The following is a 3,069-nucleotide window of genomic DNA, read 5'->3' on the forward strand; positions in this document are numbered from 1 at the left end:
CGTGATTAAACTACCTATAAAATAACCGTCATATTTCAAAAAAAAGACAAAAGGCACAACAACTAACATGCTAACCGCAGAGTTTAATATCTGTAGTATAAAAACTTGCTTGAACTTCTGAAGCCCATTCAAAACATTAAAAACTATTTCCATTATTCCATTAAACAGAATAGTGAAGGCGACCAGTCTGGTCCCAAAAAGTATTTCTGGCCTATGATAAATGGTATTAGTAATATAAGAGGAGAATAACAAAAGCCCAAAAACAAGAGGGAGAGTGATGAGCATTCTGACAGAGAGCGAGGTGAAAAAAATCTTAGAAGCCTCCTGCTCATCCCGGGCCAGGGAAACTTCTCTCAGCGTACCCACCCCCAGCCCCAGATGTTGATATACCCCTACGATTCCAGCAAAAGCCAGAACTAAGCCAATGAACCCATACTCCTGGGGGGAGAGCAGTCGGATAACAATGACACTCTGAACCAGGCTAAAAGCGATCATTATAAATTTGGTTATTAAACCAAAAAATTGTAACGTCTCCAGTCTCTGATTCATTTCTTAAATTCCATCATCTTTCTAACGCAAATCATGAAACGACCATCGCCACCGGGCGCCACAAAGGCGTAGGAGAATTAAGATGCATTTTCAGAGGAAAATGCTGACTATTTTCTAATAAACTAACCTATTATCTCATAGACCTCTGAGAAATCTCTATGGACAACTGGCATATGTTTTTCATCTAAAATCCCCATTTCTTTAAGCCAGAGGGCTATTTTTTGATCCTGGTTCCAGGAAAATCTTTTTACCAATCTAAATTTCGACCTGTATTGAACATTCTTGACTACGGTCAATTCGGCTCCTTCATTGTACTCATTAGTCACAAGCACATAATCCACGCTATTTTTCTTAAGCCAGACCCATTGTTCATCATCATTCAGATCCTCGGAAAGACCTATTCCCCTCTCTCTTAAATACCAGGTGGACACACCGGTCTCATCAGACCAGGCCACTCTCCCCTCTTTTTGTAAGACAAATTTTGAGGCTTCAGTGACAGTATAATAATCGTACTGCCTGTATAGAACAATAGAAGTAGAGAGAACAATTCCTGCCAGAACCACAAAAAATACGGTGAGAGGCTTGAAATAAGCGAAGTTTATCTTTTTAGAACTCAAAACCATAATGAATATCACCAATAGGGTAAAGATTGTGGTGCTTATGGCACTAAAAATGGTACCGACTACGAAAAATGGTTGAAATTTCAAAGACCCGTATATGAAAAATGATAATAAGATTACAGAAATTACTGGCATATGAATTTTCTTTAAGCTGTATTCTTTTAGTAATCCCAGAGCGAGAAAGAAGCTAAAGAAGGGGACCAGGGCATTAAAGTACCTGTGTGCTGGGTGAACCTTGTATATGAGGAAAAGCTCCAGAGCTAAAAAGACTAAGAGGGGAAGGTATTGTTGGAATTGTTTACTCAGGCCATCTTTCAATCCCATATAGACCCACAATGCCCCCAAGGGGAATCCCGCCATGAATACTACATGCATAGCATAGAGATGAAGTAGATCAAACATCCTGGGACCAACTAGAATCTGAGGGAGATACTGAATCAACAGGGGAGGTTCACCAGTCAATATTTGATGCCTCCCCCACAATATAATCACGGGGACTAAAAAAATAGCCAGTACAGTGGATATATCCCGCCATCTTTTTTGAACAATCAAACCAACTAAAACCGCAGGGATTAATAAATAACCCTCGAATCTGGTCATGGCTGCCAATAACGCCGAAGTTCCTAAAAATATACCTCTCCAGGGCACATCTTTTCGATAGTACAGGTAAAAAGTCAACATAACGAAAAACACGAAAGGCGCTTCAGATAAGGCCCTCAAAGAATCATGAGCAAAGATAGGATTAAGGGTCAAGAGCGCTACGGTTAAAAAAGCGATGTTTTTGTTCGCGGAAAATAAAATAGCAATTTTATAGGTCAATATTAAAATCCCTACCGAAAAAACCAGAGACAGAATTCTGCCCCATAGTACGCCATCCAGGAAAGGCAGTCCTATAGCAAGCAAAAGAGGGTAAAAGGGCAGTCTATTGGTGAAGATCGGAAATTTGCCTGTAGTTATGTCTCTGGCCAGAAGCAGGAAATTGTAGAAATCTCCAATTTCGGCGCTGTTAAAATTGAGCAGCAAAAGTCGCCAGGTCACATAAATGGCCAGAAAGATTGGAAATTTATAGTCCAAATTTTTGTGGTCATAGGAAGAGAAAATTTTCTTGAGATTTTTCATCATCCTCTCCCTTGAAAATAACCCAATTTTCATGCGACGTGGTGCGCCGCGGTGCATGGGCGATTCCTCCCTTGGATGATTACACAGGAAACTCATAAACTTTGCTCCCCTCAAGACTTTAAGACGGATAAGACAGGAATCACAACCAGAGCTTACCACTGGGTATTCTTACACCTCTTCGGCAAATCTTAGTTCCAGTCGCTTGAAAAGCCAGTATCCCAGCACAAATAAAAATAGAGATATCGCTACCGAAATACTAATACTTACGGGAGATGGAAATTGGAGAAGGTCAGGGTAGTTTACATTATAGAAAATGTTTCGATACAAAATAGCTAGAACAGTCATGGGATTCAATATCATCAAGAGATGAAACTCCTGAGGTACCATGGAAAGGGGATAGATAATGGGGGTCCCGAAGAACCAAACCATCATCAGAACCCCAACTAAATGTTGGATATCTCGGAAAAACACATTCAAACTTGCTGCCAGCAAAGTAATACCGATGACCAAAATGAGTTCGATCACCAAAACAACCGGCAATAAATAAAGCATAAGATAAAAGGGATAACCTCTAATAAGAAGAAAGACAAACAAGGCTAATAATTCCAGTAGAAAGTTAGCTAAAAAAAAAAAAACAGAAAAAATAGAACAAAAAAAGAAAGACAAAGAAATAAACGAGGGGAAAAAATAATAGGAGCCACCAAAAAAGAAACCAAAAATGAGGGAACAACATAGGGGAACCCGCCGCGCTCAAGTCGGAGCGAACACCAATATGTCCTAG

The 3,069-nt window shown here is 39.9% G+C and carries 3 protein-coding genes; all 3 read right to left on the reverse strand.

Going from position 1 to position 3,069, the window contains the following annotated elements:
* Positions 1 to 549: lipopolysaccharide biosynthesis protein (locus HW443_RS10165; protein ID WP_176238150.1), on the reverse strand; the 549-nt coding region annotated here is incomplete at its 3' end.
* A 122-nt stretch (positions 550 to 671) separates the two neighbouring features.
* On the reverse strand, positions 672 to 2,384 hold the full coding sequence (locus HW443_RS10170) for an ArnT family glycosyltransferase (protein WP_176231935.1): 1,713 nt from the start codon (positions 2,382 to 2,384) through the stop codon (positions 672 to 674).
* Positions 2,385 to 2,456: 72 nt separating this feature from the next.
* The gene (locus tag HW443_RS10175; RefSeq protein ID WP_219857244.1) at positions 2,457 to 2,882 is read right to left on the reverse strand and encodes an ABC transporter permease; all 426 of its coding nucleotides are present in this window, start codon (positions 2,880 to 2,882) and stop codon (positions 2,457 to 2,459) included.
* Between the last annotated feature and the right edge of the window lie 187 nt (positions 2,883 to 3,069).

This window comes from Candidatus Hakubella thermalkaliphila (genome assembly GCF_013281975.1).
Classification (GTDB): domain Bacteria; phylum Actinomycetota; class Humimicrobiia; order Hakubellales; family Hakubellaceae; genus Hakubella; species Hakubella thermalkaliphila.

Coding starts and splice junctions, on each gene's coding strand:
- HW443_RS10170 (WP_176231935.1), bottom strand. CDS start 2,384: ATGAGTTTCCTGTGTAATCATCCAAGGGAGGAATCGCCCATGCACCGC.